The organism is Vibrio sp. CAU 1672 (assembly GCF_029223195.1).
Lineage (GTDB): Bacteria > Pseudomonadota > Gammaproteobacteria > Enterobacterales > Vibrionaceae > Vibrio.
Map to the genome: position 1 here is coordinate 14633 of NZ_JARHUF010000020.1, position 23537 is coordinate 38169.

At 51.2% G+C, this 23537-nt stretch carries 19 protein-coding genes; 4 read left to right on the top strand and 15 right to left on the bottom strand.

Annotation, left to right across the window (positions count from 1 at the left end; genetic code table 11):
- Nucleotides 1-29 precede the first annotated feature (29 nt).
- The 6 genes from P2G85_RS16110 to P2G85_RS16135 all read right to left on the bottom strand — a co-directional run bounded on the left by P2G85_RS16110 (nucleotide 30) and on the right by P2G85_RS16135 (nucleotide 9176).
- Nucleotides 30-3479, bottom strand: a complete 3450-nt coding sequence (locus P2G85_RS16110) for a hypothetical protein (RefSeq protein ID WP_275865086.1) — start codon at nucleotides 3477-3479, stop codon at nucleotides 30-32.
- Nucleotides 3480-3547: 68 nt separating this feature from the next.
- The gene (locus P2G85_RS16115) at nucleotides 3548-4531 is read right to left on the bottom strand and encodes an ABC transporter ATP-binding protein (RefSeq protein ID WP_275865087.1); all 984 of its coding nucleotides are present in this window, start codon (nucleotides 4529-4531) and stop codon (nucleotides 3548-3550) included.
- Nucleotides 4532-4544: 13 nt separating this feature from the next.
- The gene (locus P2G85_RS16120; protein ID WP_275865088.1) at nucleotides 4545-5498 is read right to left on the bottom strand and encodes an ABC transporter ATP-binding protein; all 954 of its coding nucleotides are present in this window, start codon (nucleotides 5496-5498) and stop codon (nucleotides 4545-4547) included.
- On the bottom strand, nucleotides 5495-6487 hold the full coding sequence (locus tag P2G85_RS16125) for an ABC transporter permease (protein WP_275865089.1): 993 nt from the start codon (nucleotides 6485-6487) through the stop codon (nucleotides 5495-5497). The genes P2G85_RS16120 and P2G85_RS16125 overlap by 4 nt, the downstream gene beginning before the upstream one ends.
- Before the next feature lie 8 nt (nucleotides 6488-6495).
- Nucleotides 6496-7470 carry an ABC transporter permease gene (locus P2G85_RS16130; protein WP_275865090.1) on the bottom strand — a complete coding sequence of 325 codons (975 nt, stop codon included), beginning with the start codon at nucleotides 7468-7470 and terminating at the stop codon, nucleotides 6496-6498.
- A gap of 71 nt (nucleotides 7471-7541) precedes the next feature.
- Nucleotides 7542-9176 carry an ABC transporter substrate-binding protein gene (locus P2G85_RS16135; protein ID WP_275865091.1) on the bottom strand — a complete coding sequence of 545 codons (1635 nt, stop codon included), beginning with the start codon at nucleotides 9174-9176 and terminating at the stop codon, nucleotides 7542-7544.
- 535 nt (nucleotides 9177-9711) lie between these two features.
- Here P2G85_RS16135 and P2G85_RS16140 point away from each other — a divergent pair.
- Nucleotides 9712-10500, top strand: coding sequence for a transporter substrate-binding domain-containing protein (locus tag P2G85_RS16140; RefSeq protein ID WP_275865092.1), 789 nt, complete (start codon nucleotides 9712-9714; stop codon nucleotides 10498-10500).
- Here P2G85_RS16140 and P2G85_RS16145 read toward each other — a convergent pair.
- The 7 genes from P2G85_RS16145 to P2G85_RS16175 all read right to left on the bottom strand — a co-directional run bounded on the left by P2G85_RS16145 (nucleotide 10497) and on the right by P2G85_RS16175 (nucleotide 17180).
- The gene (locus tag P2G85_RS16145; RefSeq protein WP_275865093.1) at nucleotides 10497-11513 is read right to left on the bottom strand and encodes a substrate-binding domain-containing protein; all 1017 of its coding nucleotides are present in this window, start codon (nucleotides 11511-11513) and stop codon (nucleotides 10497-10499) included. The two genes, P2G85_RS16140 and P2G85_RS16145, sit on opposite strands and share 4 nt — an antisense overlap.
- Before the next feature lie 138 nt (nucleotides 11514-11651).
- Nucleotides 11652-12746, bottom strand: a complete 1095-nt coding sequence (gene ugpC, locus P2G85_RS16150) for a sn-glycerol-3-phosphate ABC transporter ATP-binding protein UgpC (protein WP_275865094.1) — start codon at nucleotides 12744-12746, stop codon at nucleotides 11652-11654.
- Entirely contained in the window at nucleotides 12746-12937 is a 192-nt protein-coding gene (locus P2G85_RS16155; RefSeq protein WP_275865138.1) for a hypothetical protein, read from the bottom strand. The genes ugpC and P2G85_RS16155 overlap by 1 nt, the downstream gene beginning before the upstream one ends.
- A 20-nt stretch (nucleotides 12938-12957) precedes the next feature.
- Complete coding sequence (locus tag P2G85_RS16160) at nucleotides 12958-13842, bottom strand: carbohydrate ABC transporter permease (protein ID WP_275865095.1); 885 nt, start codon at nucleotides 13840-13842, stop codon at nucleotides 12958-12960.
- A gap of 1 nt (nucleotide 13843) precedes the next feature.
- Nucleotides 13844-14809, bottom strand: a complete 966-nt coding sequence (locus P2G85_RS16165) for a sugar ABC transporter permease (protein ID WP_275865096.1) — start codon at nucleotides 14807-14809, stop codon at nucleotides 13844-13846.
- Nucleotides 14810-14908: 99 nt separating this feature from the next.
- Nucleotides 14909-16153: an extracellular solute-binding protein gene (locus P2G85_RS16170; RefSeq protein ID WP_275865097.1), complete on the bottom strand. Its 1245-nt coding sequence runs from the start codon at nucleotides 16151-16153 to the stop codon at nucleotides 14909-14911.
- 22 nt (nucleotides 16154-16175) lie between these two features.
- The gene (locus P2G85_RS16175) at nucleotides 16176-17180 is read right to left on the bottom strand and encodes a LacI family DNA-binding transcriptional regulator (protein ID WP_275865098.1); all 1005 of its coding nucleotides are present in this window, start codon (nucleotides 17178-17180) and stop codon (nucleotides 16176-16178) included.
- A gap of 766 nt (nucleotides 17181-17946) precedes the next feature.
- Between P2G85_RS16175 and P2G85_RS16180 the strand changes: the two genes are divergently transcribed.
- Nucleotides 17947-19104 carry a GGDEF domain-containing protein gene (locus P2G85_RS16180; RefSeq protein WP_275865099.1) on the top strand — a complete coding sequence of 386 codons (1158 nt, stop codon included), beginning with the start codon at nucleotides 17947-17949 and terminating at the stop codon, nucleotides 19102-19104.
- A gap of 17 nt (nucleotides 19105-19121) precedes the next feature.
- Here P2G85_RS16180 and P2G85_RS16185 read toward each other — a convergent pair whose 3' ends face one another.
- Both P2G85_RS16185 and P2G85_RS16190 read right to left on the bottom strand, forming a co-directional pair.
- Entirely contained in the window at nucleotides 19122-19391 is a 270-nt protein-coding gene (locus P2G85_RS16185; RefSeq protein WP_275865100.1) for a hypothetical protein, read from the bottom strand.
- A 179-nt stretch (nucleotides 19392-19570) separates the two neighbouring features.
- On the bottom strand, nucleotides 19571-19855 hold the full coding sequence (locus P2G85_RS16190) for a pyrimidine/purine nucleoside phosphorylase (protein ID WP_275865101.1): 285 nt from the start codon (nucleotides 19853-19855) through the stop codon (nucleotides 19571-19573).
- A 228-nt stretch (nucleotides 19856-20083) separates the two neighbouring features.
- Here P2G85_RS16190 and P2G85_RS16195 point away from each other — a divergent pair, with 228 nt between their 5' ends.
- Nucleotides 20084-20584 (top strand): DUF2850 domain-containing protein, encoded by a 501-nt coding sequence (locus P2G85_RS16195; RefSeq protein ID WP_275865102.1) that lies wholly within the window; start codon nucleotides 20084-20086, stop codon nucleotides 20582-20584.
- A gap of 351 nt (nucleotides 20585-20935) precedes the next feature.
- On the top strand, nucleotides 20936-23476 hold the full coding sequence (locus tag P2G85_RS16200) for a glycosyl hydrolase family 18 protein (RefSeq protein WP_275865103.1): 2541 nt from the start codon (nucleotides 20936-20938) through the stop codon (nucleotides 23474-23476).
- Nucleotides 23477-23537 lie beyond the last annotated feature (61 nt).

Here is a 23537-nt window from a genome sequence, read left to right on the forward strand (position 1 = left end):
TGAGGCCTTTGCTTATTTACTCAGTCAGGTTATACACGTAGCCGTGTCTGAGGGATTGACACCAGCATTTTTTCAATCTCACCGTTACGGGCAAAGATTTTTTCGCAAATAACTTCAGGTAACGTCAGGTGTTCCAGAGTTGCCACGCTGCCATCCGCCAGGGTGATTTCAATCGCGGCTTGTGACTCAGATTCCACCAGTTGGTAAATCACCGGGATCTGGCAGTAAGTAAAGGCCAGTTGATCCGGATTAATCACATAACTGCGCGTTTCGCCGCTGACCGTCTGGCATGAGAACGATACCGATGAGGTCAGGAACTCACTGCGGCTTAGCAGACGCGGATCGATGTGAACCTCACCAGACTCAACCATCAGACCCAGCTCCGCAAAGCGGGTGATCACTTCCTCTTTAACCTGTCCCGTCATGCCCGGTTGCTGCGCGCCGGCGTGTTTTGGGGTATGCGAATACGGATCGGTTGGGAACGCACCGTAGTTCTGCGGGGTTTTGTTAAAGCCGATCCCAGCACGAACCCGGTAGTAGTAATCCGCCAGTTGCTGGGTTTCGACACTGTTAGCATCCAGCTCACGTGCCGCCAGATAGTTTTCCTGCACCGCCAGTAACAACTTGGAAACCATGTGCCAGTAAATGCAGCCCAGACCTTCGTAGCCGAACATGGTACCAGAGCGGCCGGTAAAGGCTTTATGGTTGAATACCTGTTCATACAACGCTTCAATATTTTCCCAGTCTTCGTCACTCGCCTGCGGGTAATCGGTACGTAACGACTCGATCTGCGCTTGGAGATAGCCGCTGTTCTCTAAGCTTGCATGGAAGTGGTACTGGCCTTGCTCGTCCAGACTGACTAAACGCTGATCGTCATTTGCCACCATAGTATTCAGCAAACGACTGGCTTTGATCTGCTCGGCAGTGATGCAGTTCTTGTCCATAAAGTGGCTCAAATCGCGATCCGGGTAGAGCATAAAGCTGTGCTGATCCTCGCGGTACATCTCACTGGCAAACAGGTTGTCCAGTAGCGCTACCGCTTGGCTTGGCGTCAGCACCCCGGCACTCAACACCGCCACTTGCCCTTCCAGCATCGGGTACAGCTCTTCCACCTGAAGGCTCTCACCCGAATAGGTCAAAATGTTGTAGGCATTGTACAGGCCATCCTGGCGCAGGTTAGCGGCAATGCTGGAATCCAGCACGGTCAGGCTGACATCCAGCAGCAACTGAATCGCTGAAGACTCGACGGTCGTTTTACCAGAGAAACCATTCACACGGTACACGCGCTGGCGGAACTCATCGGCCGCTTTTTCCAGCTGGGTCAGAATCGCCTTACGGGTCTGACGGGTCACGGTTTCCTGACGGATCTCTTTCGCCGCCTCAGACAAAATGCGCGTGGTCGACAACAGCCACTCAAACACTTCCTTAGACATGCTGACGGAATCCGCCGCATCGGCCAACAGCTGCTGAAGGAACGCCACATAGCGGCGCATGTAGTACAGCGTCACCATCGACAAGCCATTGCCGACGATGGCATTATTGGCATCGTTCCACTCAGGACGCTGGGTATTGAGCCAGATCCCGCCATCCAGTACCAGGTTACTCAGTTTTGCCAGCAGCGGCACCAGTACTTTCTCAGTCAGGTTAACCGTGTAGACCTCATCGCCACCGGTTAACACCAGACGGCCATCGCTGCCCATATGTTCAACCCGTTGTTCGATGCGCTGCTGGAGATCATCATTGAACGCCACGGTATCTTTGGGGTTGGCAAACAGCTTGTCGACATCACACAGCTCGTAAGGCACGTTGGCATAGCTGAAAACGTCCGCCTGCATCAGCGCCAGCAAATCATCGCGCTGGTACTTGTCTGCCAGCTCAAGGAACTTGAGCAGGTAGATGATCTGGTGATCGCCCCAGTAACCGATGTTGCTCCATGGGTCATCCGGTTCAAGCATCTCCCAGTCAATACCGTCTTTGGTAATCCGGTATGGGTTGTAACCATCCATCGTCGACGCATTGACAAATTTGGCCAAAAACGACTGGATAAAGCCCGGATAGCTGAGGGCCATCGCTTCCCAGTTCTGGAAAATGTCACGCCAGTTGCCCTGATAAGAGAGTAAACGCTCACCATTCTCATCTTTCAGCTTGATTTCATAGTGGTTCCACGGACGGCTCGGGTCACCATGGCGACGACCAAACGTCAGCGGCAGGTACTCGTAAGCCAGGCGAATCAACTGCGCATCGCCGCTCTCTTTGGCCAGCGATACCAGCTCGGCATGGGTAAACTGCTCGGCAAGATCGGTGAACAGGGCATGATGACGCTCAAACACGCCACGGTTTGAGTTGCGAATCGTCGCCAGTACATCTTTTTTATCCAGGTTGTAGTTGTTCTCAAACACCCCGCCGCGCATGTTGTTAAATAACACGTTGGCGTAATGATGGACGCTGGTGGCCTCTTCAGCCGTTACTTGCCATGCGTCTGCCCCTGACATCAGGCTGATCAGTTCCTGCTGGTTCGCCGCAACGCTTTGCGCCACCAACTGCTCCATGTTCACCGGCTGGGCAAGCTGGTTGCTTAATCGGGTAATATCACCGTGGTTCTTATCGATATCAGCGATGATCAGCCAAGATTTGCTTTGGTTCGCGTCAAGTTTGGTCGACTTATGGATCAGGTAACTGCCACGCACCCCTTTGGTGAGCGACTCATTACGCACTTCTCGCCCCTGACGGAACGCCGTCAGCTGCTCACTGCTGAGCAGGCGCTGGCCGTAATCGTTGTCGACGCTAAATACGGTTGTCGCCAGCAAGGACTCCGCCGGCTCCGCACGATCACTCAGCTTCGCGTACATGGTAAACAGTGCCAGAGAGCTGCCATCCAGCAGTTCATTCCACTTGTACGCGTCAACCAGCGCACTGCGGGTTTGCAATGCGCCCAGCGGGGCGCCGGAAGGCAGCAGGTTTTGCAGGCCGTCAATCAGTTCAAGCTCACGCAGCTCCCCCGCCAAGTCCGTCAGCTCTGCACGGCGGACAAAGCCAAACTCTTCACTGGTGTTCCAGCTGTACTGGAATTTCAGCTTTAATGTGTGGTTAAGCTCTTCAAAGACAATTTTGTCACCAACGGTATTCTTATACAGATTACGCTCAGTCTGGTACAGGCCATCGTGATGGCGGTTGAACGGTTCCCACAGCGCCACTCCATTTTCAGTGGCGACTTTAATGATGGTTTTTGATCCGGTGTTTTCTGCATTCTCATGAATGTGGTCAACCGATTTGTAAGGAAACAGGGCATTCTCCGGGCGGATACGACCGGCAGACAGGCTGCCGGTTGAGGAGATAAATAACCAGTGATCACTCGATGAAACCACACTGATAAAAAACGGAGTCATCTGATCCACATTGGCAATCTTGTAATAACGCTCGCCGTCCAAATCCACAAAACTACCGTCAACGGCAGGGCAAGAGTAATGGGCAAAATTCATATGATTATTTCCAACTTTTATGAAAGCGCTTTCTTGAGCGCTTTTTTTTAATAGGCTGTTTCGGTGTCTTACGTCAGGTGGTGGCAACGTGCGTAATGGTCTTCCGCGACTTTGGTCGCGTCAGGCACCGATTGGGCACACACCTCTGTCGCCTTCAGGCAGCGGCTGGCAAAAGGACAACCGACACTGCTGGGTTTCCACAATGGAATTTCGCCTTTTTTGGCCATCAGCTCCCGTTTACCGGCATTGCCGACCTCAGGTACGGCTGACAGCAACAGCTGCGAATACGGATGCTGCGGGTTCTGGGTCACGCTGTCGCTGCTGCCCCACTCCACCATATGGCCGACGTACATCACCGCGGTTTTCTCAGCGAAGTAACGGGCTGTGGCGATATCGTGGGTAATATACATAAACGAAATGCCGTGTTTGTCTTTCAGATCCGACATCAGGTTCAGAATCCCCAACCGCACCGACACATCCAGCATAGAGATAGGTTCATCGGCGAGAATGACGTCGGGATCGACCGCAATCGCCCGGGCAATCGCGACACGCTGACGTTGACCGCCACTGAGCTCATGAGGGTATTTCTCTGCCGTTTCTTTCACCGGTGACAGGCCGACCAGTTCCAGCAGCTCGTACACCAGCTTAGGGATCGCGTGTTTCTCTGCCCGATTATGGATCATCAGCGGACGGGCGATATGATGATAAATCGTATGTACCGGGTTAAGTGAACCAAACGGGTCCTGGAAGATCATCTGCACCTGGCGCGCATACTCCAGCTCACCGTGCTGTTTGATGTACTCGCTCAGCTCCTGGCCTTTAAACATCACCTCGCCGTCGGTCTTATCGTAGATACGCGTCAGTACGCGGGCGCCGGTACTTTTACCCGACCCCGACTCCCCGACGATCGCTAACGCCTCGCCTTTACGCAGCTCAAATGACACATCATTGACTGCGCGCATCAGGTTGCTTTTCACCGACTGACCGAGTGGAAAGTCCTTAACCAGATTCTTCACTGAGAGAATCACTTCTGGGTTGGTTGCATTGTCCATTCTTCTCTCCGGTTTACATCAGATGGCACGAAACAAGGTTACCGTTGCTGACTTTAGTCAGCGTCGGATCACTCTTTTGACACGCTGCGAAACACTCGTTGCAGCGAGCCTGGAAGTTACATCCCTGCGGGATATTCAACAGGTTGACCGGGTTGCCCGGAATGCCGTACAGGCGCTCTTTTGGCCCGTGAATGGTCGGGAATGACGAAATCAGGCCTTTGGTATAGGGGTGCTGTGGATCGCCAAACACCTTTTTCGCCTCGCCCAGTTCAATCAGGTTACCGGCATACATCACCCCGATGCGATCGGCAATTTCACCCATCAGGCTCAGGTCGTGACTGATAAACAGGATTGAGAAGCCAAATTTATCTTTCAGCTCATACAGCTCGTTGAGGATTTCGCGCTCAACCACCACATCCAGTGCCGTGGTTGGCTCATCCATGATGATCAGTTTAGGCTCAAGGGCAAGCGCCACCGCAATCACCACCCGTTGACGCATACCACCACTCAGCTGGTGAGGGAAGCTCGCCATGCGATCGCCGTGAATACCGACCACACCCAGCAGTTCAACCGCACGCTCATGCGCCTGCTTATACGTTACTTTGCGGTGGGCGAGGATCACGTCGGTTAACTGTTCCCCGATGGTGATCACCGGGTTGAGCGAGTTCATCGCACTCTGGAATACCACTGACACGTCATTCCAGCGGAAATCGCGCAACTGTTTGTCATTCATCTTCAGCACATCCTGACCTTTGTACAGGATTTCACCCTCGGAGATCAGTGCCGGAGCCTTGTGCAAACGTGAAATCGCAAACGCCAGTGTACTTTTACCACAACCGGATTCGCCCGCAATGCCAAGGGTTTCACCCGGTGCAATGGAGATGCTGACATTATTGACCGCGCGAGCAACACCGTTAGGTGAGACGTAATCGACGCATAGGTTATTAATTTCTAGTAAGTTGCTCATCGTAGACCTCGGCGCTTATCCGCTTCTTTTTTCAGTTTGTGCCATAGCTTGATGTGTGGACCAGTACGCAGTTTCGGGTTACTTACCTGGTCAATCGACATGTTGATCAGTGCCAGCGCACCACCTGTAACCGCCAGCGCCATCGCCGGAACCAACATTTCCCACCATGCACCGGTGTAGAGTGACGACGAGGTTTGTGCCCAGTACAGCATGGAACCCCAGCTGACTTCGGTGGCATCACCCAGGCCAAGGATGCCCAGACCGGCTTCAGAACCCATCGCGTAAATTACTGTACCGAGGAATCCACCAAATACGATGGAAACCAGGTTCGGCAGGATTTCCACCAAAATGATACGTATTTTTGACTCGCCCATTACTTCCGCAGAGATAATGAATTCTTTGTTACGGATCGCCAGGGTTTGCGAACGGATAACCCGTGCCCCCCACGGCCAGGAGGTTATTCCGAGCAATATGGTAATAACCAGGGACCCGACCTGGCCGAGAAACGCCGCCAGAACGATCAGCAACGGTAACTGTGGGAAAACCAGGAATACGTTGGTCAGGAAGTTCAGACGCTCATCGATCTTGCCGCCAAAATAACCTGAGGAAACACCAATAATGACCGCCAGACTCATTGCGATCACGCCGGCAGAGATGGCCACTGTCAGTGACTTTCTCGCGCCGTGCAGCACCTGGCTGTACACATCACGGCCACTACGGGTGGTACCCAGAACGTGTTCAGCGTTCGGCGCCACGTGGGGTCTGGCTACGCGGCGATCTGGGTCGTGCGTTGCCAGTACCGGGGCGAAAATTGCGCCGGCCAAAACAATCGAGAGCAACAACCCGCCGATGATCGCAGGTGGGTTGCCATAGAAAAAGGCATAAACTTTGCCAAAGCTTTTCTTGATCCGTTGCCAAGAGAATCGTGGTTCGCGTGTCATCTGTTCAGCCGTCCCGGAAGGTGTTGAGTTAGTGATTAATTTGTCCATGATGCACCTTAGTTCGAAATTCGCGGATCAAGCCAAACGTAAAGTAAGTCAGCAATAAAGTTGGCCGTCAGTACTGCGGTCACCAGGATCAGCAGAATGGCCTGAATAAGTGGGTAGTCACGTGCAACGATGCCTTTCAGCAAAATGTTGCCAAGGCCCTGATAGTTAAATACCACCTCGGTCATGATCGAACCGGCAAATGAGAAACCAATCGCCATTGCGATAGCAGTGGCTACCGGCAGAATGGCGTTTCGACCGGCATAGCGGTACATCACGCGGTAGCTGCTTAAGCCCTTTGCCTCGGCCATGGTGACGTAATCTTCACCGAGGATATTGATCATCGCGTTACGCATGTTAAATACCCAACTGGCGATACCGACAACCACCATTGACCCCACCGGTAACACAGCGTGTTTCGCCACACTACTGATGAACTCCCAGGTGAAGCCTGGATCCAGTGCCGGATCATAGGTGTAGGCCAGTGGCAGCAGCTCCATTTTCAGACCAAAGAAATAGAACAGCAGCAGTGCCGTGACGATATAGGGGAAGTTACTGATGAAGGCGAGCACTGGTGGGACCACCTGACCAAACAGTCCTTCACGGTGATAAGAGGCGTAGGTACCGATGCTGACCCCGATGATCAGCGCCACGATCAGAGAACCCAGCGCAAGAAACATAGTCCATGGCAGTGCCATCGCAATCACTTCAGACACGCTAACCGGGAACATCAGCACTGACGGGCCCAAGTCTAAAGTGAACACGCTTTGCATATAAGCCAGATACTGCTCAAAAACGTTGCCATCGACAAAACCATACATCTCACGAACCGCATCCATTTGTGCCGGGTCCATACGACCTTGAGCGGCCGCGAACAACGCATCAACCGGATCACCCGGCATCAGGCGAGGCAGCATAAAGTTGAATGAAATCGCAATCAGAAAGGCAGTAAAATAAAAGCCAAATCGGCGAGCTAAAAACGACATAACAAACCTTTTAACCTAGGAGCCACAGCCCGATGGCCGTGGCTCCGGTGTAAAATAAAAAAACGAATTAACTACTTAAGGTGTAGGTTGTTCAGGATGATCACGCGCTTACCGCCATCATACCAAACAGGTTGAATATAAGGGTCTTTTTCGTTTGGCCAGCCAACAATATTTTTCGTGCTGTACTGGAACCAGGTCGGGTTAGAGAACAATGGAATAAACGGCAGGTTTTCAGCAGTAAATTCCTGCAGTTCAGAAATGATCGCTTCCTGCTTGTTCGCATCGCCAATTTTACCGAAGCTGTCGATCAGCTTGTCGATTTCAGGCGAATGAACACCGTGACCGGCGTGGAAACCTTTACCGATTCGAGAGGTGTGGTAGTACTCCTGGAATGCCAGAATTGGGTTGTTAGACACCATTGACCAGTTGATCGACATAGTAAATCCACTGTCTTTCAGGTGCTTATCGTAAACCGCCCAGTCAACCGTTTTAACATTCGCTTTAATGCCCACATCCGCATAGTACTCAGTGACCATCTGTACCACCTGGATCCAGTCAGTCCAGCCGTTCACCACTTCGATATCAAACTCAACCGTTGAACCGTCTTTACTGTCACGGAAGCCGTCACCATTGCGGTCAACAATACCCGCTTCATCAAGCAGCGCTTTGGCTTTGTTAACATCATACTGAGTCAGGTAGCCATATTTTTTGTTTACGCCAGCATCAATATGGCTTTTGTATAGTTCAGCAATACCGCCAACGTTGTAGTTCACCGTTGGGTAGCCGTAAGCGGCAATGTCCACAATCGCTTCACGGTCAAGTGCCATCGACAGCGCCTGACGTACACGCAGATCATCAAATGGTGCTTTCTTGGTATTCACATACAGGTGAATCGCATCGTTTGCCGGGTACCAGAAGTGGTTATTCTCTTTATCCTGGCCGACAAACGTTGACTCTACGTCAGCAATGAAGTTTGAACCCCAGTCGATTTCACCTTTGATCAGCGCTGGCTGGATCTGTGAGTTATCGTTGTAAGAACGGTAGTTAATACAGTCCAGGTATGGACGGTTTTCCAGATAGTAGTTCGGGTTACGACACAACTCCAGTTGCTGTGGCTTCAGGTATTTAACCGTCGTCATTGGGCCACTGCCGACCGGGTTTGGGTTGGTAAACGTGGTGTAATCTTTCACGCTCGACCACGTATGTTTAGGAACAATATGGTAAGCACCAATGTTCCATAAGAACGTAGAGTCGGCTTCAGCAAGCTTAAATTCGACGTTGTGTTTATCTAACGCCTTAACACTTTGCAAATTACCTGTTGGCCAAATTGCTTTTACATCAAAAGCAGGGGCTTTTTTTGTCAATTCAAAACTGAAAACAACATCTTCTGCTGTCAAAGGGGCACCGTCAGACCATTTAAGACCATCACGTAATTTCAAAGTGATCGTTTTAAGGTCATCAGAATACTGAACTGACTCTGCTAGACGGTAGTGCGTTTCCCCCGTCATGTTGTTCAGAACAAATAACGGCTCAAACATGACACCGTGGAATGTGTCACCGGAAGTGTAAGGGTTATAGTTTTCAACAAAACCGGTATTGATGACCGGTACCGTCAATGTTCCACCCTGTTTGATGGTCTCAGCTTGTGCTGTAGCAGCAAGCACCATACTGGCAGCAAGTGTCGCGAGCAGAGTTTTCTTTTGCATCACATTGTCCTTTTATAATGTTAGATTGCCAAAGAAAGCGCTTTCTTTTGTATGTAAAAAAATATCAGTTCTTAACACAGCGGACTGGGGTTATCGTAAACATCAAACAACGTAGCGACACACCATTCGCGCCCAAGAGAAAGCGCTTTCTTAAATGTCATCTTCCCCGCTATTGGGCAGAGATTCAATCACACCTACATAAAATAGCGGCTGGATCACAATAAGAAAAAACCACGCAATATCAATAACATAAATAGAGGGCGCTTTGGTTAAAAAATAACATCTTATTTGCAATCAACAACTTAACCAATAACGTCTCGCTACCCGTTTTGTGAGCCAATACAAATTTATCTAGCATTGTCCTCACACTTAAAGATAAGCAGCATGGCCGCCACCACCTCACGAGTCTAATCCCATAATACTGGGTTAATTCGTGCGTCTTAGCACAAATCTAACCCACAAGATGCGAAAGCGCTTTCATTGCAATGTTAGAGATGAAATCATCCCATAATCATCAAAATAACGAGGCAATAGCATGATTCATTTCTGGAATGGCAATAAATCTGCGATTCGACAAGCATTTGAGCTGAAAGTACTGCAACTGGCGCTAGAGCAGAGTGTTCACTCAGGTGAGATCTATAATGACCAGACCGATTATCCCCGCGCCGAAGATGAAGGCAACATCTTCAACCTCGGCGCGGATGTACTGGTGACGGTCGCCGGCAATAAAAAGTTCGCTAAAACCCCTTTTCTGCAGTTGCCTCAGCCATTATGTAAAGGTTTACTGGGTTGTCGGGTGCTGATCGTTCACCGACACCGTCAGCACAACTTTGCCCGGCTGAGTGAAGCCCAATTAAAACAAATGACGGTGGGGATCCCCGCCACCTGGGCAGACGCCGATCTGTTTCGCGCCAACCAATATCCGGTGTTAGAACAAGGCAGCCTGGAAGAAATGCTGATTGCACTGCAAAACGGTGAGTGTGACTACATGGCGCTAGGGGCCAATGAAGCCGAGGCGATCCTGGCACAATACGCCAGCCTGGCACCGGATCTGATCATCGAGCCAAGCCTGTTGCTGTACTACCCTTTTCCACTGGTCTTTTACTTCCATCCACAGCAACAGGCGTTACTCAAGGCGCTGCAGTCCGGTTTACAGCAAGCCCGGGCCAGCGGCCAGCTCGATCAGCTGTTTGAACAGGTCTACGGCGCGGATCTGGCCGGACTGGCGTTGGATCAACGACGCGTTTTCCATCTGACCAATCCGATCCTGCCCGCCACGCTGGCTGACTACCGTTCAGACCTGCTCCCGACAGAAGATAACTAAGCCCGAAACTTAGAAATCGTCGACTCCCGGACAATCAAATCAATCGGCGGGAGTCGTACCTCACACGCCTCGCCTCTGAGTAAGGCTAAAATTGCTTCGGCGCATACCACACCAATTTCCTCCACCGGCTGACGCAGCGTGGTCAGTCCTGGAGTAAAGTACTTGGAAGTGGGCAGATCATCAAAACCGACAACCGAGACATCATCAGGCACTTTCAGCCCATGATCATGCAGGGCTTTGATCGCGCCATAGGCCGTTTGGTCATTGGCCGCAAACAGGGCAGAAAAATGGACTTTGGCTTGCAGCAGCTCCACCGTCCGGTCATAACCGGTTTCACTGCTGAAATCACCCTGCTTTACCAGCTTAGAGTGCACCTTGAGCCCCGCATCCTGCAGCGCGTTTTGATAGCCCTCATAGCGGGCAATGGTATCCGGTTGATTGAGCACCCCTTTGATGTGGGCGATATTAACATGGCCCTGCTGAAGCAGATGCAACGTAGCTATATAGCCACCAAGCACATTATCAATATTGACCGAATACAAGTTGTCTCCGCTTGCCTGATAACCCAGTGCCACCACCGGAATTTTACTGGCGCACGTCTGTAAGTCCTGCCCGGTGAGGTTGCCAGAAACCACAATCACACCATCGACATTGCTTTTTACCAGCTGTTCAAGCGCATTGAGTTGTAAGCGGCGTTGCCAATAACCCGATGCAATCACCAGCGAATAGCCCTTCGGTGCCAGATACTTCTCCATATCGTTAAAAATACGGCTGGTAAACGGGCTTTCCGGGCTTTGTACCAGTACCCCGATCGTCATTGAACGGGGGTTGCCGGCCTGACTGATTTGATAATTCGGTTTGTAACTCAGAGTTTTTATCGCGTTTTCGATACTGGCCGTCTTTTCCTCTGACACATACGTCGTACGGTTCAAAAAGCGCGATACGGTACTGGGTGATACCCCAGCTAACTTGGCCACATCATAAATCGACGGCGAGCGTTTTTTCTTGTTCATAACATCCAACAGCGGAAAACTTTCCGCGAAAGTGTAGTAATAAAAATATAAATGACCAATGAACCAGGCTCAATTATCCAAAGGGGGAGAAATGGAGAGGCCAGAGCCCGTGCGTTCCTCCGGATTCTGGCTACGTGGTCAGAACCGCGCCAGAGAATGTTCGCTGGCGGCATCAAACAAATGTAATGCATCTAAATCGAGGTACAGCGTCAGCTCATCCCCCCTGACCTCTGCGGCCTGAGTTTCCACCATCAAAGGCTGCCCGGCGATTTCTGTTTTAAGCAAAGTACTTGCCCCCAATAGCTCTTTGTCTTTGATCTTGGCCACGAATGGCCACACCCGCTCATGCTCAACTTGTTCGGCACGCAGGTGAATGTCGGTAGGGCGAATGCCCAAGTTCAGCGCCAGCTTGTTTGCTGCAAGGGCTTGAAAACGCTCAGGCAGAGGAATTTTGACATCACCCAGTTCGACTAACCAGTGATCATCTTCACCTACCAATACTGCATCGAGCATGTTCATCGACGGGTTGCCGATAAACTGCGCGACAAACTTGTTGGCCGGCCGTTGGAACACCTCGGTGGGCGTCCCGACCTGCGCCACGTAGCCGTCTTTTAAGATCACGATACGATCAGCCAGGGTCATGGCTTCAATCTGATCATGGGTCACGTAAATGGTGGTGGTTTTAAGCTCGCGGTGCAGTTGTTTGATCTCTGCACGCATTACCCCACGCAACTTGGCATCCAGATTGGATAAGGGCTCATCAAACAGGAACACTTTGGGCGTACGCACCATCGCGCGGCCCATTGCGACGCGCTGACGCTGGCCGCCAGAAAGCGCTTTCGGTTTACGATCGAGCAGGGTTTCCAGCTCCAGCATTTTAGCGGCCTTACGCACTTCGGCATCGATCTGCGCTTTGGCCATGCCTTTCAGTTTGAGCGCAAAGGCGATGTTCTCGTATACCGTCATATGGGGGTAGAGCGCGTAGCTCTGGAACACCATTGCCAGGTCACGGTCTTTGGCATCGACTTTGTTCATCAGCTTGTCACCGACGTAAATCTCACCGGCGGTGATGCTTTCCAGACCCGCCAGCATGCGTAGCGTGGTCGATTTACCGCAGCCCGATGGTCCGAGGAAAACCACAAATTCACCATCTTCCACCGTGAAATCAAAGTGTTTCACCACTTCCACATTATCAAAAGATTTCTTGATGTTTTTGAACTCTACTTTTGCCATTATTTGTTCTCCTCGATCCGCACCAGCCGCATATTCCGGTACGCCATCGCACTCTGCTTTAAGGTGCGTTTCTGGGTAGGGTAACCGACATCCATCATGCCAAACCGTTGCCGGTAAGCAGAGATTGCGACACCAAACAGGAACGTCGGACGAGGCATGGGCGAATCCTGGGACAGCTGGAGCGTATTCATTATTGTACCTTTCGTGTCACTTAACCTTTCACCGCACCGGACGTCAGACCGCTGATCATCTGTTTCGAAGCAAACAAATAAGTGATAACCAGCGGAAGAATGGAAATGGTGGTGCCGAGCATCACCGCGCCCCAAGGCGTATTGGGGATCCCCTGGACACTGCGCAGCGCCTGGGTGATCACGTAATTTTCCGGCGTGGTCAGCACCACCAGCGGCTGCATAAACATGTTCCAGAAAAACACGAACTGCACGATAGCCAGCGTCGCCAGTGCCGGTTTCATCAGAGGCAATACCACACTCCAGTAGGTGCGGAACTCGCCCGCCCCATCAAGTTTCGCCGCCTCTAGCAGCTCTTTTGGGATCGAGGCCACCACGTGCTGGCGCATCAGGAAAAGACCAAATGGTGTGGTGGTGAACGGCAGCCATACCGCCAGGTGGTTATCGAGCAAACCTAAAAATTTAACGATCATGAAATACGGGATCAGGCTCAGCACCGGCGGGATCATCATCGACCCGACCAGCATACCGAACAGCAGGTTCTTACCTTTGAACCGGTACACCGCAAAGGCGTAACCGCCCATGCTACAGAACAGCAGTGAAATCGCCGTGCCGAGGAACGCGATATAAATCGAATTAAACATCGCCTGCCAGAACGGCATAATTTCCAGCAGTTTGGCGTAATTGATGGCCAGGCTGTCACCAATCGCGAAACTGATGCCGCTACCGAAGATTTCGGTTCGGTCGCGGGTTGATAGCAGCGCCGACCAAATAAACGGAAACACAGTCATGATGGCAGAGACAATCAGCACTGAGCCCAGCACCACCATCAGTACCTTGGTGAAGATCCTGAGGCTGCGATCGCTCGGACGCCAGCCCAGCGCTGCCGGTGAGGTATGTTCGCTCATATTACGGCTCCCCCAAACCTTTCTTACCGAAAAAGAAGAACTGAACCGCCGTACAACCTGCAATCAGGGTAAACAGCAACCATGAAATCGCTGAGGCGGTGCCCATCTCCAGCCATTCCCAGCCCACTTTGTACAGGTACATCGAAATGGTTAACCCCGACTGACCGGTGCCCCCGGTACCGCGGGTCAGCACGAACGGCTCTTCGAACAACTGCAGATTACCGATGATGGTCATGGTGACCGCAAAGAAGACAAATGGGCGGATCATCGGCAGTGAGATGCTCCAGAATCGGCGCCAGGCGTTAGCGCCATCCATACGCGCCGCTTCCAAAATGTCCTTCGGGATCGTCATCAGGCCGGTGGTGTACAGGACAATGTTAAAGCCGGTGTATTTCCAGAACACCATGATGGCGATCGAGGGTTTCACCAGTGTCGCATCATCTAACCAACGGATAGGCTGAAACTCGTTCACCCAGGAAAATGCCCAGCCAAACAGCGGGCTGTCTGCCAGAGCAATCAGACTTTGGTTAATAATCCCGGAAGTGGGCGAGTACATATTGAAGAAAATCAGCGAAGCCGCCACCGTCGAGGTGATGAAGGGCAAAAAGTAGGCGGAAGTAAGCCAGTGACGGAAACGCTCCCCCAGAGACACCAGGATGTAAGCCACCGGCAGCGCCACCAGGTGCTGCGCCACACCGGAGGTGATGGCTAACCATAAAGTGTTCTTTAATGATCGCCATAACCACGGGTCGGTCAGAGCAATGTGGTAGTTCTCCAGCCCGACGAAATTCATCGCCCCCAGTCCCTCCACCGGATTCCACTCATGAAAGGAAAGGAAAATCGAAAACAGTAACGGGAATATTCCGAACACAGAAAAGATGAGCAAAAACGGCAACAGGAACCCATACGGTGTAAGCGCTTGCAAATTTAACCGAGAAAAAATGCTGTCACGTTGTGATGTTTGCATAACCTTGCCCGTTGCCCGTTGCCCGTTGCCCGATTCATAATAACGATCTCTTACCCGGAAGAGGGCACGCCCCCTTCCTGTCTTAAGTATTAGCAATAATTACAGATTACGCGTACGACGTTTGATCATCCGCTCAGCTTCTTTCAGCGCCGTCTTGATGTCCTTGCCTTCATCCAGCACTTCCATCAGGGCGTTTTCCAGGATGATAGAACGCGCCACATGGTCGCCTTTTGCCGGGGCCACCGGTTTGATGTTCTTTGCCACATCCGCAAACAGCAGGCGCGCCTGCTGCCCCCCCAGAAAATCAATTTTCTCCTCGAACATGGGGTCATCGTAAGTGGTGGTATTGGCCGGGAAGGCGGCGATGGTTTCAAAGTGTTTGAGCTGAACGTCACGGCGAGTGGTCAGGTATTCGATCAACTTCCACGCCTCGTCCTGATGTTTGGACTGAGTCGGAATCGACAGGAATGAACCGCCCCAGCTGCCGTAAATACCGTCAGGCAGATTTGATACCCCCCAGTTTCCTGCGGTCTCTGGTGCGATCCAGTTGTGGAGGTGGCCCAGCAACCACGCGCCGGACAGTTGGGTGGCAAAGGTGCCGTTACGGAAGCCTTCATACCACTCATTTGACCAGGCCCGAATACGGCTATCCAGGCCTTTATCACGGATCGCTTTGGCGACTTCAAAGGCATGCACAAAACGCTCAGAAGTCACCACCGGCTTGCCGTCTCTGTCAAAGTAAACGCCTTCGCCTTCCGGCACAGTGGTAAAGATGATCGCTTGCGCTACGTCCGCCGCCGAAGCAATCAGTTGCACGTTGTGCTGCTTAAGTTTTTCACCGGCAGCGATGTAGGCATCCCAGTCTTTGAGCGCCTCACCAAGATCAATACCGGCGTTTTCAAATAGGTCCGTGCGGTAGTACATCACCCCCGGACCGAGGTCGACGGGCATGCCGTACACACCACCATCCGCCCCCTGACCTTGCGCCCAGGCGTAAGGTGCAAAGCGTTGCGCATATTTGTCTGCACCGTATGTTTCCGACAGGTTGACCAGGCCACCAGAGGAGACAAACGGACCAATTTTTTCCACATCAACAACGATCACATCACCTGCACCGGAGCCCGTCGCCAGGTTGGTGGTAAGCTTGGTATGATGATCGCCATGGTTGTTCATCAGGTAATCCACCTCAATACCGGTTTCCTTTTCAAACTCCGGGAGTAACACCTTGAGGCTGCTGTCAAAATCCGGGAAACCATCAAAGCGAATGGACTGCTCTGCGGCGTTCACGCTCGCGCCCGCTCCCAGCGCCGCGGTCATCACCAGCGTCAAAGTCTTCAATTTCATGTCATCGTCCTTAAATATCGGTTTATCGGCGGTAGGGTTCCTGTACCGAGCCTCTGTGTACCAACGTCGGCGCCAACTTAAAGTTTACGTCGCGTTTTTGTTTGTTCAGCATCTGAACGCCCAGCTGAACGGCCTCCGTGCTCATTTGCTCGATCGGGAAGTTCACCGTCGTAAGCGCCGGGGTGAGATAACGGGCAAACAAGATGTCGTCAAACCCGACCAAAGAGACACGCTCTGGTACCGCTAAGCCTTCTGCTTTCAGAACTTCATACGCCCCAAATGCCATGTGGTCATTACACGCAAACACCGCCGTAAACGGGCATTTCCGCTTGAGTAACTTGCGCATGGCACTGACGCCAGACTCCTCAGTAAAACCGGCCTCGGACACTAACGCTTCGTCATACTCGATTTCCGCTTCTTCCAGAGCCTTGCGATAACCTTGCAGACGCCCCCGTGCGTCAGCTCTGTCCAGAGGACCGGTAATACAGGCAATGTTGCGATGTCCCATTCGCAACAAATGTTCAGTCGCTATGCGGCCACCAAGTTCGTTGTCGATCTCAATACAGCTGGTTGCCATTTCAGGAATAAAGCGATTCACCAGGATCAGCGGCACCCCTTTCCCTTCAAGATCGATTAAAAAATCATCCGACAAGCGCTGAGTGTGGAGGATCATCGCATCCACCCGGCGCCCAAGCAGAAACTCGACCGACTCCCGCTGGCTTTGCTCGGTGTTGGAACCGGCCGTGACCACTGCATGGTAACCGAGACGGCGCAACCGCTCTTCAATACTCTGCAGGATGCCAGAGTAAAATGGCCCGCCCAACTCCGGAACGATGATGCCAATGCTGCCGGTACGGCTGGACGCCAGGGCCTGGGCGATGGAGTTGGGACGATAGCCAAGCGCCTGGATGGCTTTTTCCACTTTCAGTTTCTTATCATGGCTGACCCGACAGGTACCATTTACCACTCTGGACACGGTTGCCTGAGAAACCCCAGCGTATTCAGATACATCTTTGATCGTTGCCACCAGAAACCTCACCCTACACTCTGTATTTGCTTTTCATCACACATGCCGAAACCGCTTTCATGAATGCCATTATTGAGCATCACCCGCAGGGTTATTGTGAGAACTATCACATCCAACTTTAGCCTGTTGTTGGCAATCTGGTAAACAATGAGACCTTCTACAGTTTTCTCCCGCGCCATGAAACAGTTTCATGGAGTGGCAAGAACCGACCAGAATCACAATACCAGAACAAAAAAAAAGCCTCCGCATGGGAGGCAAAACGTTAAGAGACAAGAAATAAGTATGTTATCGGTATCAGGTACCACCTCTGAACTAACCGATAACACAAATGGACATTAGCTATTTCAAGAAACAGGTTAATCGATGAAACTCATGAAAACGGACATACGGCTCACAGCGTTAAACATCACGAAAAGCCATGAAACAACACCAGCCTACCTCTTCAATATTTAGTCAAATATATCAATACCTTAACCAACATGCGAGTGTTCATACCACGCTGAAATCGCTTTCATTTCACCGCAAAGTCCTATTGTCATCACGTTAGACGATGACTAACCCGCCCAGCTTGAGCCGTTTACTAATGAAAGTTTTCACACCCATGAAAACTTTCACAAACTGTCAGTTTATTACCATCAGGGCCGCCTTAGGTAATAAACCAGATTCATATCACATTTCTTCATTTCACCTTCAGCGCGCGCTGATTTCCCTTCTAGACTTACCCACTAGACAAGGAAGACCAAGCGACTCTTGGAGAGGAAAGTCAATGACTAAACTTGCTGGTGCACGTTTAGAGGAGATGGCTGACATACGATCCACCCGGAAGAAAAAGATAGTTTCGCTGTGCTGTGGCATTACAGCACTCAGCATGGGGATAGGATCGTTACTGCACTATTCACCAGACAACCCCACGCAAAGCCTGCTCTACGCGCTTTGTGCATTCGCGTGCACCAGTAACTTCTATGCGATTAAACACTATCATTATCATCACGCTGATCTGATTCTCAGTGGCATTTTGCTGCTGGCAGGGTTACTGCTTTTTCTGTTTGACCACTCGGCACCCGGCCATTTGCTGTGGTTGTTCCCGATTCTGGCGGCGATAATCTTAATTAACGAGTTTCAACTCGGGCTATGGCTAAGCCTGGGATTTTGCCTGGCAGTATCACTGGGTATCCATCTTATCCAGCCACAGCACTTAGAGTTCGGCCGGTTTATGCTGACCTTAATCGCCACCTGCGTCGTGTGCCATACCTTCTCTTATTACTACACTAAGGTACTGAACTATATTCAAACCCTTTACCGGGAAGGCATTGAGGAGCTGGCTTACCTTGATCAACTGACCGGCCTAGCCAATCGATGGAGTTTTGAAAAGTGGGCACGCACCAAACTGGCCCAGATAAGCCGCGATCGCAGAGGCCCAGCTACGGTTACCGCGCTGGTGTTCCTTGATATCGACAACTTCAAACGGATTAACGACAGTTTTGGTCATGAGGCCGGCGATCGCGTTCTGCGTCACTTTGCCACTCGGTTGAAAAAAAACCTCCGCAGCCGCAGTAAAGACCAGCACCAACACGATTACTCAATCGCCCGCTTTGCCGGTGATGAATTTGTCTTACTGCTGTATGGTGTGCGCAATAAACAGGATCTGGATGGTATTTTGCAGCGGATTGTCAACCTGTTCGGGCATGGCTACTATCTGCATGAGGAGATGATCAGCTTAACCACCAGCGTTGGAGCCGCCATCTACCAGCAAGATGCGAATGACTTGGCTGAACTCACCCGTTGCGCAGATAAGGCCATGTACACCGCCAAACACAACGGTAAAAACCAGTTCGCCTACTATGAAAACGGTGAGTATCCCGCAAACCTAAGCCATCAGGTTCAAACGGAGACAAACAGCAACGTTACCCCGCTGCGCCGCTAAACAGCGGAATCAATACGTCAGGCAAACAGATACATAAACCATAGGCCAACCAGCAAAACCACAACCAGCCACACAGCCTGCCTCAACTTGCTAGGTTTAGGCGTGTTAGTCGGTGCATCATCCTTATGCATCTTCGCCATTAAACCTTTTTCCAGCGCTTGCTTATAGAAAGCACGACGCTTGTGCGCCGCATTGGCTACGGAAGTAAAGCGGTGCCTTTGCTCATTGGTGAAATCCGGCGCCTCATAACGAGGAGGGAGATCGGAATGCTTTTGATGTACGGCCACCGTGTCCTCCTTACTCGGTAAACGTTTCTTACTTAAGTATATACTTAAGTAAGCGCAACATGCAGAGTAAGCAGTAACAAGCTGATAACGTCATCACGGATATCAAGCATCCGAGCCCCATGCCCGCGGCCAGATCAAAAAGGCCACCTTAACGGTGGCCAGTCCAGGCAAAGCGATAGCTAGAAATACTCACACAAATAGGCGGTCGCGTCTCTCACTTCCAGATCAAACGATGAGTTCCCTTCAACGTCAAATGACTGACCATCAGTGTAAGTCACCCAGTCAGCCTGATTCGCCAGCTTAACAATCAGCGCACCTTTCACCACCGTCATACGCTCAGGGGCTTGGGTACCGAAAGTGTAAGAACCAGGCAGCATCACACCGACGCTGATCTCCTTTCCTTTTTGATTAAAGCCAAGCGATTTAACATCACCTGCAAAATAACTGTTTTCCTTAATATCCATTTCGGTTTCCTTATCAAAAGACCGCTATTTTTTACAATGTTTTTCTCAATGACTCAAGCTTAAAACTGCTCCAAATTAACATTCTTATTACCAACTAACCGGGATAAAGCGTGTTTCAGAATGTAAAAATGAACAATAGATCATACTTTCACTGTCTCAAAGACGAGATCGTTTGTTTTTTGATTGTATCATTCCCACCATGTTTTTATCGGTAATTGTTTAGGAAGCATGGCCACTTCAATGCACAACAAAAAAACACCATCAAAGCCAGCGACTTCTTTTTGGTCTCGCCATCAGACGGCCCTGTTCCGCAGCGTATTTATCCTCTTTGCGGTCAGCCTGATTAGCGTCTGTGCCTTGCAGGTCGTCAAATCATATCAGGAGTACACCGACCCGAGTAACGTGTACGGCGACTGGCTCGAAATCGGTGCACCACCGTACCGGACCGAAACCCTGACGTTCTCCGCCGAAGGGGTGTTCCGGGATCATCGCTTAATCGCGACCCAGTTCGATTTCGACGGCAAAGTTATCACCATTGACACCGGCTTAGGCCAGACCGCGTATCAAACCTCCGGTTCCCACCTGTCGCCGCAAATCCGGCGTATCGAGCCCTCAATACCCGATCAACGCTTTATCAAAAAAGGCTTTGAGCATACGGTGAAAGGCTCAGAAACCGGGGTCGCTGTCAAGCGGCGCGCCGCTCTCAGTCAACACTTCAACAACAAGTAATCCTTTTCGTTGCGGCATTGTGCTGCCACTGGCAGGCGCGACTGCTGTGGTGGCTAACCAGCGCATTGATTAACCTAAAACTCATCCCGTCTCACTTAGCAGCAAAAACCAAATTTGCTAAAAAAATGTTAAATATGGATTCAGGGTTGCAATTGACGTGCAACAGCGCTCGGGTTGCGCTTAAGTTCTCGCAAATGGCTCGAAAAGCAATTTAATTTTTTTTGACGAAAAAAAACTCTCTGAAATCCTCATTGGGATGCTTTTGCGCCCAGCCTGGTTGACATGACTAGCCCGCGCATCAGCAGTTTATGTCCGGCTTTAAACACCAATTCAAGGATTGAGAGTAACGTTATGATTCGATTCAACCTATGTGCAACCGGGGTTGCCATGGCGATATCCGGAGGGGCAATGGCTGCCCCCAGCATACCAAGTATCGATATGTATGGTTCAAATAACCTGCAATTTTCCAAAATCGAACTGGCAATGGAAACCACATCTGGCTACTACGACATGGTGAAATACCATGACCAGGCCAAAATTACGGTAAAGTTTAACCAGTGGAGTGGCACAACCGGTGACACTTACAATATCTACTTCGATGGCGTTGAGGTGGCAACAGGGCCTATCACTGGCAGCCAAACCAGTGCAACATTTGAATACAGCCAGGGTGGTTTATATCAAATGGAAATCGAAGCATGTGATGCGACCGGCTGTGCCAAAAGTGCACCGGTGGAAATCACCATTGCCGATACAGACGGCTCTCACCTTAAGCCGCTGGTGATGAATGTCGACCCGAATAACAAGACCTACAAAACCGATCCAAGCGTCGTGATGGGGACTTATTTTGTTGAATGGGGCATCTACGGTCGTGATTACACCGTGGACAACATGCCTGTCGATAACCTAACTCACATCCTTTACGGCTTCATTCCCATTTGTGGTCCAAATGAGTCAGTAAAATCGGTTGGCGGTAACAGCTTCAATGCCCTGCAAACCGCCTGTCGTGGTGTGAATGATTACGAAGTGGTGATCCATGATCCCTGGGCAGCGTATCAAAAAAGCTTCCCCCAGGCCGGTCATCAGTACAGCACACCAATCAAAGGCAATTACGCCATGCTGATGGCGCTGAAACAGCGTAATCCTGATCTGAAAATTATCCCTTCCATCGGCGGCTGGACACTGTCGGATCCATTCTATGACTTCGTCAACAAAGCCAACCGTGACACCTTTGTTGCTTCGGTCAAAAAATTCCTGAAAACCTGGAAGTTCTATGATGGCGTCGATATCGACTGGGAGTTTCCTGGCGGTGGCGGCGCGGCGGCTGAGAAAGGCGATCCGGTTAACGATGGACCGGCATACGGGGCACTGATGCGTGAACTGCGGGCCATGCTGGATGATCTGGAGGCAGAAACAGGCCGTACCTACGAACTCACTTCCGCAATCGGTGTGGGGTATGACAAAATTGAAGACGTTAACTATGCTGACGCCGTGCAGTACATGGACTACATCTTTGCCATGACTTACGACTTCTACGGCGGTTGGAACAACGTTCCTGGTCACCAGACTGCACTTTACTGTGGTTCATTCATGCGCCCAGGTCAATGTGACGGTAGCGGTGTCGATGAAAACGGTGAACCGTACAAAGGCCCGGCCTACACGGCAGACAACGGCATCCAGCTTCTGCTGGCACAAGGCGTTCCTGCCAGCAAACTTGTACTAGGCACAGCTATGTACGGCCGTGGTTGGGAAGGGGTAACACCTGATACGCTAACCGATCCCAATGACCCTATGACAGGTACGGCGACGGGCAAACTGAAAGGCAGCACGGCTCAGGGCGTTTGGGAAGATGGCGTTATTGACTACAAAGGCATTAAGTCATTCATGCTGGGAGCGAACAACACCGGCATCAACGGCTTTGAATATGGCTATGATGAGCAAGCCGAAGCACCTTGGGTGTGGAACCGTTCAACCGGTGAACTGATCACATTTGACGATCACCGCTCTGTATTGGCGAAAGGCAACTACGCGAAATCTCTAGGTCTTGCTGGTCTGTTCTCGTGGGAAATTGACGCAGACAACGGCGACATCCTAAACGCAATGCACGAAGGTATGGCTGGCGGTATAGTTGTTCCACCAAACCGTAAACCAACGGCGGCGGCAGGTGCGGACCAAGTAGTTACGGGGCCGGCAAGCGTAGTGCTTGATGGCAGCAACTCAACAGACTCTGATGGCACCATCGCAAGCTACGCTTGGGAGCAGGTATCAGGTACTGCCGTGGCACTATCTGGCACGAACACAACAACAGCAAGCTTTGATGTTGCAGAAGTAACAGCAGAAGAGCAGCTAACATTCGAGCTAACCGTAACAGACAACCAAGGCACGACGGCTTCTGATCTCGTGGTGGTAACGGTGAAGCCTGCTGGCGTAATCGATCCACCAAACACCGCACCAGTTGCACAGGTTTCTGCTCCAGCAACGGCAAATGCCGGAGATGTGGTAGTGATTGACGCGTCAGCGTCTAGCGATGCTGACAACGACACGTTAACCTTCGATTGGACGCTCCCTCAAGGCCTAAGCGCGACAGTTAACGGCGCGAAGGTTACCTTCACTGCAGCTGAATACCCACAAGACACCAGTCTCAGCTTTACAGTCAGTGTAAGCGACGGCCAGGCAGCGTCTTCAGCAAGCGCAACCGTGGTTGTCGCGAAACACAGCACTGGCGGCGGTACGTGTACTAACGCGTGGGATGCAACAGCGGTCTACACGGGCGGCGATCAAGTAACGTACGCAGGTAAAACTTGGCAAGCGAAGTGGTGGACTCAGGGTCAAGATCCTAGCAAGTCTGGCGAATGGGGGGTTTGGAAAGAAATTGGCCCAGCTAACTGTAGCTAAGCCCAGCTAAGATGTTGTGATCCAACATCACTGTCTTTCAACATAGTTAAAAAGAAGAGGA

Excerpts from the sequence above, each read along its gene's own strand:
- P2G85_RS16110 (WP_275865086.1), bottom strand. The coding sequence starts at position 3,479 with ATGAATTTTGCCCATTACTCTTGCCCTGCCGTTGACGGTAGTTTTGTG.
- P2G85_RS16200 (WP_275865103.1), top strand. The coding sequence starts at position 20,936 with ATGATTCGATTCAACCTATGTGCAACCGGGGTTGCCATGGCGATATCC.
- P2G85_RS16135 (WP_275865091.1), bottom strand. The coding sequence starts at position 9,176 with ATGCAAAAGAAAACTCTGCTCGCGACACTTGCTGCCAGTATGGTGCTT.
- P2G85_RS16115 (WP_275865087.1), bottom strand. The coding sequence starts at position 4,531 with ATGGACAATGCAACCAACCCAGAAGTGATTCTCTCAGTGAAGAATCTG.
- P2G85_RS16180 (WP_275865099.1), top strand. The coding sequence starts at position 17,947 with ATGACTAAACTTGCTGGTGCACGTTTAGAGGAGATGGCTGACATACGA.
- P2G85_RS16130 (WP_275865090.1), bottom strand. The coding sequence starts at position 7,470 with ATGTCGTTTTTAGCTCGCCGATTTGGCTTTTATTTTACTGCCTTTCTG.
- P2G85_RS16140 (WP_275865092.1), top strand. The coding sequence starts at position 9,712 with ATGATTCATTTCTGGAATGGCAATAAATCTGCGATTCGACAAGCATTT.
- P2G85_RS16195 (WP_275865102.1), top strand. The coding sequence starts at position 20,084 with ATGGCCACTTCAATGCACAACAAAAAAACACCATCAAAGCCAGCGACT.
- P2G85_RS16190 (WP_275865101.1), bottom strand. The coding sequence starts at position 19,855 with ATGGATATTAAGGAAAACAGTTATTTTGCAGGTGATGTTAAATCGCTT.
- P2G85_RS16125 (WP_275865089.1), bottom strand. The coding sequence starts at position 6,487 with ATGGACAAATTAATCACTAACTCAACACCTTCCGGGACGGCTGAACAG.
- P2G85_RS16160 (WP_275865095.1), bottom strand. The coding sequence starts at position 13,842 with ATGAGCGAACATACCTCACCGGCAGCGCTGGGCTGGCGTCCGAGCGAT.
- P2G85_RS16120 (WP_275865088.1), bottom strand. The coding sequence starts at position 5,498 with ATGAGCAACTTACTAGAAATTAATAACCTATGCGTCGATTACGTCTCA.
- P2G85_RS16155 (WP_275865138.1), bottom strand. The coding sequence starts at position 12,937 with ATGAATACGCTCCAGCTGTCCCAGGATTCGCCCATGCCTCGTCCGACG.
- P2G85_RS16170 (WP_275865097.1), bottom strand. The coding sequence starts at position 16,153 with ATGAAATTGAAGACTTTGACGCTGGTGATGACCGCGGCGCTGGGAGCG.
- P2G85_RS16145 (WP_275865093.1), bottom strand. The coding sequence starts at position 11,513 with ATGAACAAGAAAAAACGCTCGCCGTCGATTTATGATGTGGCCAAGTTA.
- ugpC (WP_275865094.1), bottom strand. The coding sequence starts at position 12,746 with ATGGCAAAAGTAGAGTTCAAAAACATCAAGAAATCTTTTGATAATGTG.
- P2G85_RS16165 (WP_275865096.1), bottom strand. The coding sequence starts at position 14,809 with ATGCAAACATCACAACGTGACAGCATTTTTTCTCGGTTAAATTTGCAA.